The sequence below is a fragment of the Streptomyces aidingensis genome, assembly GCF_900112355.1.
In the GTDB taxonomy this organism is placed as follows: Bacteria; Actinomycetota; Actinomycetes; order Streptomycetales; family Streptomycetaceae; genus Streptomyces; species Streptomyces aidingensis.
In genome coordinates this window covers 593,170-599,952 of the sequence record NZ_FOLM01000002.1, presented here as the reverse complement: position 1 = coordinate 599,952, position 6,783 = coordinate 593,170, and the positions used below count along the sequence as shown (strand labels likewise).

Here is a 6,783-nt window from a genome sequence, read left to right as displayed (position 1 = left end):
GGCCCGTCGCGTCCTGCACCTCGACGTCATGGTGGTCTTCGGCCCAGTCATCACCGATGAACAGCACCAGCACCCCAGCCCTTCGCTCTCATACGATCCTTGCGCGCAGCCAGCGGAAAGCACGGCTCGCGCCCTAATGGATCCAGTGCTCACGCCAATCTGTCCGGCGGGCACGCCATCCCATAAGCAGTCAGGCCTCCCGGCCGACCAGCTGGGGCACGGTCTGACCGCAGAACTCGCAGTGGTTCCGAGGTGGTGAGTGCTCACCTGCTGGCGGCTACGGACCGTAGTCTCTCCTACGGCCCGCTGAGCCCCATTAGAGGCGGTCGGGGGTGCGGATGCCGAGCAGCCGCATGCCCTCGCGCAGAGTCCGTGCGGTCAGCTCGCACAGGAACAGCCGGTTCTCGCCGACCTCCCTGCGCTCCGCCTTCAGCACCGGGCACTGGTCGTAGAACGGGGTGAACGCGCTCGCCAGCCCGTAGAGATAGCCGGCCAGCTTGTGCGGCTCATGGGACTCGGCGGCGGCCTCCACCACCGCGCCGAACTCGTCCAGATGCAGCGCCAGCGCCCGCTCGGCCGGGGCCAGCTCCAGCTCCGGGTGCACCTGAGGGGCCAGCGGGGTGTCCTGCGCCGCGGCCCGCCGGATGATCGACTTGATCCGGGCGTGCGCGTACTGGATGTAGACGCTGGTGTCGCCGTTGAGCGAGACCATCCGGTCCAGGTCGAAGACGTAGTCCCGGCCGACCGAGGTGGACAGGTCGGCGTACTTGACCGCGCCGATGCCGACCTCGGCGGCCCGCTCGGCCACCTCCGGCCCGCTCAGCGACGGGTCCTTCTCCCGGACCACCGCGGCGGCCCGGTCCACCGCCTCCTGGAGCAGATCCATCAGCCGCACCGACTCGCCCTCCCGGGTCTTGAACGGCTTGCCGTCCTTGCCCAGCACCGTGCCGAACGGGATGTGCAGCGCGGTCACCTCGTCGGTCAGCCAGCCCGCCCGGCGGGCCGTCTCGAACACCATCTTGAAGTGCAGCGCCTGGCGCGAGTCCACCACATAGAGAATGGTGTCGGCGCCCAGCCCGGTGACCCGGTCCCGGATCGCCGCCAGATCGGTGGTGGCGTAGCCGTAGCCGCCGTCCGCCTTCTGCACGATCAGCGGCACCGGCCGGCCGTCCTGGCCGCGGATGTCGTCGAAGAACACGCACAGCGCGCCTTCCGAGCGGACCGCCACCCCGGACTCCTCCAGCAGCCGGCAGGTCTCGGCCAGCGCGTCGTTGTAGGCCGACTCGCCGACCACGTCCGCGTCCCGGATCTCCACATCGAGCCGTTCGTAGACGGCGTGGAAGTAGAGCAGCGACTCGTCCACGATCCGGTGCCACAGGGCCAGGGTCGGCTCGTCCCCGCCCTGGAGGCCGACCACCCGCTTCCGGGCCCGCTCCTTGAAGCCCTCGTCGCTGTCGAACAGCGCGCGGGCGGCCTTGTAGAGCCGGTTCAGCCGGGACATCGCGGCCTCGCCCTGGGCGGTGGCGCCCTGCTCGCCCCCGGTGTGGTCCAGCTCGTGCGGATGCTCGGTCAGATACTGGATCAGCATGCCGAACTGGGTGCCCCAGTCGCCGATGTGGTGGCGCCGGATCACCTTCTCGCCGCGGTGCTCCAGCAGCCGCACCAGGGCGTCCCCGATCACCGTGGACCGCAGATGGCCGACATGCATCTCCTTGGCCACATTGGGCTGGGAGTAGTCCACCACCGTGGTGCCGGGGTGCGCGGCACAGGGCACGCCCAGCCGGTCGTCGGCGGCGCGGGCGGCCAGGGTGGACAGGATGGCGGCGTCGGCGACCGTGATGTTGAGGAAGCCGGGGCCGGACACCTCGACACGGCCGATGGGCCCGGGCCCGCCCTCCGGCAGCCGCTCCGCCACCCGGGCGGCCAGCTCGCGCGGGTTGGTGCCCAGCTTCTTGGCCAGCGCCAGCATGCCGTTGGCCTGGAAATCCGCCCGGTCGCTGCGTCGCAGCAGCGGGTCCGCGGAGGCGGCCTCCGGCACGGCGGCCGAGAGGGCGTCCGCGAGACGCTGATGGACCGATGCGGCGAGGGAGGGGACCGTGGCCATGGATGTGTGCCGTTCCGTCTGGGGTGATGGTCGCCGCACGACGGCTGCCGGCCGGGCCGGTGGACGGCCGGGACGGACCGCCGCCGTGCTGCCGTAAGAGCCACTCAAGTATTCCACGGGCCGGGGCGCCACCGTTTTTCCGGCTGTCCGGGGCGGGTGGAAGAATGGGACGGCCACCCGGCGGGGGCCTCCCCTCCGGGTGCGGCGGCACCGCACGGCGGGGCCGGAGAAGTCACGTCAGAAGCAGCGCACGGGAAACAGGAAAAGGAAGTAGCCGAAGTGGCTCAGACCACACCCGAGACCGACTGGGTCTCCCGGTTCGCGGACGAGGTCATCGCCGAGGCGGAGCGCCGCGCGCCGGGCAAACCCGTGGTCTGCGCCTCGGGCCTGAGCCCCTCCGGACCGGTCCACCTGGGCAATCTCCGCGAGGTGATGACCCCGCACCTGGTCGCCGACGAGATCCGGCGGCGCGGCGTGCCGGTGGAGCACATCATCTCCTGGGACGACTACGACCGGTTCCGCAAGGTGCCGGCCGGGATCGAGGGGGTGGACGAGTCCTGGGCCGAGCACATCGGCAAGCCGCTGACCTCGGTGCCGCCGCCGGCCGGATCGCCGCACCCGAACTGGGCCGAGCACTTCCGCCGCCGGATGGAGGAGTCGCTGGCGGCGCTGGGCGTGGAGTACCGGGGCATCAGCCAGACCGCGATGTACACCTCGGGCGCCTACCGGGAGCAGATCCTGTTCGCCATGCGCGAGCGGCTGCGCATCGACGCCGTGCTGGACCAGTACCGCACCAAGGGCAAGACGCGCACCCCGGGGGCGCAGCGGAAGCCGATGGAGGAGGCGGAGCTGGCGGCCGTGGAGGGCTCCGGCGCGGCGGGCGAGGACGACGGCAGCGGCAGCGGCGCGGGCTACTTCCCCTACCGCCCGTACTGCACGGCCTGCGAGCGTGACACCACCGCCATCACCCGCTACGACGACGAGACCACCGAGCTGTCCTACACCTGCGCCTCGTGCGGGCAGGCGGAGACGGTGCGGCTGAGCGAGTTCGACCACGGCAAGCTGGTGTGGAAGGTCGACTGGCCGATGCGGTGGGCCTACGAGGGCGTGATCTTCGAGCCCTCCGGGGTGGACCACCAGTCGCCCGGCTCGTCCTACGTGGTCGGCGGGCAGCTGGTGCGCGAGGTCTTCGGCGCCCGGCAGCCGATCGGGCCGATGTACGCCTTCGTCGGCATCACCGGCATGGCCAAGATGTCCAGCTCCCGGGGCGGGGTGCCGACCCCGGCGGACGCCCTGGAGATCATGGAGCCCGCGCTGCTGCGCTGGCTGTATGCCCGCCGCAAGCCCAACCAGAGCTTCAAGGTCGCCTTCGACCAGGAGATCCAGCGGCTGTACGACGAGTGGGACGCGCTGCGGCGGAAGGTCGGCGAGGGCCGGGCGCTGCCCGGCGATCTGGCCGCCTGGCGGCGCGCGGTGTCCACGGCCGCCGGTGAGCTGCCGGCCACCCCGCGCCCGCTGCCGTACCGGACGCTGACCTCGGTGCTGGACATCACCACCGGGGACGAGGAGCAGACGCTGCGGATTCTGCGGGAGCTGGACCCGGAGCATCCGCTCGGCTCGCTGGACGAGGCCCGGCCGCGGCTGGACTGCGCGGCGCACTGGGTGGCCACCCAGCTGCCGGCGGAGTCCCGGACCCGGGTGCGCGAGGAACCGGACAAGGAGCTGCTGTCGGCGCTGGACGAGCGGCAGCGGGAGGCGCTGCGGCTGCTGCTGGAGGGCCTGGAGTCGCACTGGTCGGTGGAGGGACTGACGGAGCTGGTGTACGGCGTGCCCAAGCGGCAGGCCGGGCTGGCGCCGGAGGCCAGGCCGACGCCGGAGCTGAAGGCCGCGCAGCGGGAGTTCTTCGCCCTGCTGTACCGGCTGCTGGTCGGCCGGGACACCGGGCCGCGGCTGCCCACCCTGCTGATGGCGGTCGGCGCGGGCCGCACCCGCGCCCTGCTGGGCGGCTGACGCCGGGCGCCGCGCTTTTCCGTCTGCCGCCCGGATGGGGACGCCGCGGGACGCTGCGGGACATCCCCGGGCACCGGGCGTCAGACGGCGGTGCCGGCCTCGGCCCGGTAGCGCTGGCGGAGGTCGGGGAGGTAGTTGCGCAGGTAGCCCTCGCTCAGCAGATTGCCGTCGCCATCGGTGACGCCGTATCGGTCGTAGAGCACTTTGGAGAGCTGCCGGGCGTTGGCGAACTCGCCCGTCCGGGCCAGATGCTCGCGGTAGGCGTGGTAGAACAGCTCGCCCGGTGAGGTTCCGTCGGGGATGTTGGCGGGCTCTTCCTCATCGGGGGGCGTCCCGGGCTCGGGTTCCGGCTCGGGCGGGGTGAGGTTCCGGGTGCGGCTGGCGGTGACCGGCACCGTGACCGCGGGGGCGGCGGGCTGGGCGGGTTCGGCGTAGACGGGGTCGCGCCGCCGGGAGCGGCGCCGGCCGGGCCCGGGCTCCGGCGCGGGCGTGGGCGGGGACTCGGGCTCGGGGAGCGGTTCCCCGGCGACGGCGGGCAGCGGTTCCTGCCCCCAGACCGCTTCCGGTCCGGGGTCGGGCGCGGGTGCCGGTTCCGGTTCCGGCGCGGGCTCCGGCCCGGGTTCCGGTGCCGGAGCCGGATCGGGGCCGGTCAGGGCGGCGTGGCGGGCCGGCCGGGCGGTGCCGTTGGCCGCCGGGGCCGGCGGGTTCTCGGCCGGCGGAGTCTCCGGCGCGGCCTGGGCCGGGACCCGCTCCCGGTCCGGCTCTCCGGCCGGAGCCGGGGTCCGGGCCGGCCGGGCGGAGGCCGCGGCGGGCCGCCGCTGCTCCGGGGACGGGCCGCCGGCCGCTGTGGCGGGCTCCGTTTCGGCCTGCTGCGCAGGCAGGGCGAGCGCGCGCGGAAGTACCGGCGCGGGGGCTCCGGCGAGCTGCCGGCCGTCGTCGAGGGGCACGCCGAGGTGGGCCAGGCGCAGCGGGAGGCGGGCCTCGACGGGGGCGCGGCGGCGCCAGGCGCGGCCGTACTGGGCGCGCAGCTGCGCCCGGTAGACCAGGCGGTCGCGTTCCAGGGCGATCACCTCGTCGTAGGAGCGCAGCTCCCACAGTTTCATCCGGCGCCAGAGCCGGAAGGTGGGGACGGGCGCCAGGAACCAGCGCCACAGCCGCACGCCCTCCATGTGCTTGTCGGCGGTGATGTCGGCGATCCGGCCGATGGCGTGCCGGGCGGCCTCCACGGTGATGATGAACAGCACCGGGATGATCGCGTGCATGGCCACGCCCAGCGGGTCGCCCCAGGCCGCCGCGCCGTTGAAGGCGATGGTGGCGCCGGTCAGCAGCCAGGCGGTCTGGCGCAGCAGCGGGAACGGGATGCGCAGCCAGGTCAGCAGCAGGTCCAGGGCGAGCAGCACCACGATGCCGGCGTCGATCCCGATCGGGAAGAAGGGCGCGAACTCGCCGAAGCCCTTGCGGGCGGCAAGGTCGCGCACGGCCGCGTAGGATCCGGCGAAGCCGATGGCGGCGATCACCACCGCGCCGGTGAGCACGATGCCGACCAGCAGGCGATGCGCGCGTGTGAGCTTGATCGTGGCCACCCGCGGGTTCCTTCCCCTGTCGGACGTGTGTTCTGGTTGGCGGCCCCAGCCTTGCACACTCACCCGCCCATGTACGCGTCAGAGCCCGGTTCCTCCGCAAATGCGCAGTCGCCGGGCTCTGTTCGTGCCGGATGGGGGGGGAGGCCCCGGGGAGGCGTCAGGCGTTGCTCTCCCCGGTGCTCTCCTCGTTGGTGGAGTCCGTGGCGTCCGTGGCGTCCGTGGAGTCCTCGGCGGGGGCGTCGGCCTCGGCGTCCAGCGCGGCCAGGGCCTCGTCGATCACCAGTTCCGCGGACTTCTTGACCGACTCCGCCGACGGCGGCTTGGTCTCCTGCATGCCCGCGCCGTAGAGGTCGACGGTCAGCACCGCGTTGCCGGTGCGGGCCACCACCCGCTGCTGGCGGTACTCGTTGGTCTCCTCGCCGTCCTTCTTCTTCACCGAGTAGGCGATGGTGACCGCCTCGTCGCCGGTCTCCGCCAGCTCGGCCGGCTTGGCACCGGTGTTGGCCTCGTCCTCCATGATCTCGGCCACCTGGTCCTGGAGGTAGAGCGAGGCCCGGTCGTCGCCGCTGCCCAGCGACGGCTCGGAGTCGAAGCGCTTGAGCGAGAGGGTCAGGGAGCGGAAGTGGTATGTCTGCTCCTCCTTGTTCTCCTTCAGACCCGTCCACAGGCAGGCGCCGGACCGGGTGGTGTCCGCGGAGCTGAGCTCCTCGCCGGCGGGGTTCTCGGTGCCCGGCACCACTCGTTCGGCGGTCTCCTCGCTGACCGTGCGGCAGGGGTTGGGGAGTGTGCTGAAGCGCACGGGCTCGGGGGCCGGGGTGGCGCTCGCCGACGGCTTGGGGGAGTCGTTGTCCTCGGGGGGCGACGAGCAGGCGCCGATCATCAGTGCGGGGGCGATGGCCCAGGCCAGCGCGCGGCGGGCACGTCGGCTGCGGCCAGGTGTCGAAGCGGTACGGTCCATGGTCCTTCGCTTTTTCCGGTCCTTCGGGGGCGGCCTGGGCGTTTTGCCCACGTCAGGAACGGTAGCGGCCCCCGAGCCGGGAGGAGGTCTCCTCCCGCTGCCGTGTCCCGTGCGCGGCGCCCCGACCG

The 6,783-nt window shown here is 73.1% G+C and carries 4 protein-coding genes; 1 reads left to right on the top strand and 3 read right to left on the bottom strand.

Going from position 1 to position 6,783, the window contains the following annotated elements; translation table 11 throughout:
- Positions 1 to 316: 316 nt before the first annotated feature.
- On the bottom strand, positions 317 to 2,104 hold the full coding sequence (argS, locus tag BM242_RS07235; RefSeq protein ID WP_093837805.1) for an arginine--tRNA ligase: 1,788 nt from the start codon (positions 2,102 to 2,104) through the stop codon (positions 317 to 319).
- 279 nt (positions 2,105 to 2,383) lie between these two features.
- Here argS and lysS point away from each other — a divergent pair, with 279 nt between their 5' ends.
- Positions 2,384 to 4,114 carry a lysine--tRNA ligase gene (gene lysS / locus BM242_RS07230; protein WP_093837804.1) on the top strand — a complete coding sequence of 577 codons (1,731 nt, stop codon included), beginning with the start codon at positions 2,384 to 2,386 and terminating at the stop codon, positions 4,112 to 4,114.
- A gap of 80 nt (positions 4,115 to 4,194) precedes the next feature.
- Here the strand turns inward: lysS and BM242_RS07225 are convergent, their stop codons facing one another.
- Together BM242_RS07225 and BM242_RS07220 are read right to left on the bottom strand one after the other, a co-directional pair.
- Complete coding sequence (locus tag BM242_RS07225) at positions 4,195 to 5,697, bottom strand: DUF2637 domain-containing protein (protein ID WP_093837803.1); 1,503 nt, start codon at positions 5,695 to 5,697, stop codon at positions 4,195 to 4,197.
- A 157-nt stretch (positions 5,698 to 5,854) separates the two neighbouring features.
- Positions 5,855 to 6,655 carry a hypothetical protein gene (locus tag BM242_RS07220; RefSeq protein ID WP_093837802.1) on the bottom strand — a complete coding sequence of 267 codons (801 nt, stop codon included), beginning with the start codon at positions 6,653 to 6,655 and terminating at the stop codon, positions 5,855 to 5,857.
- Between the last annotated feature and the right edge of the window lie 128 nt (positions 6,656 to 6,783).

Excerpts from the sequence above, each read along its gene's own strand:
- argS (WP_093837805.1), bottom strand. The coding sequence starts at position 2,104 with ATGGCCACGGTCCCCTCCCTCGCCGCATCGGTCCATCAGCGTCTCGCG.
- BM242_RS07220 (WP_093837802.1), bottom strand. The coding sequence starts at position 6,655 with ATGGACCGTACCGCTTCGACACCTGGCCGCAGCCGACGTGCCCGCCGC.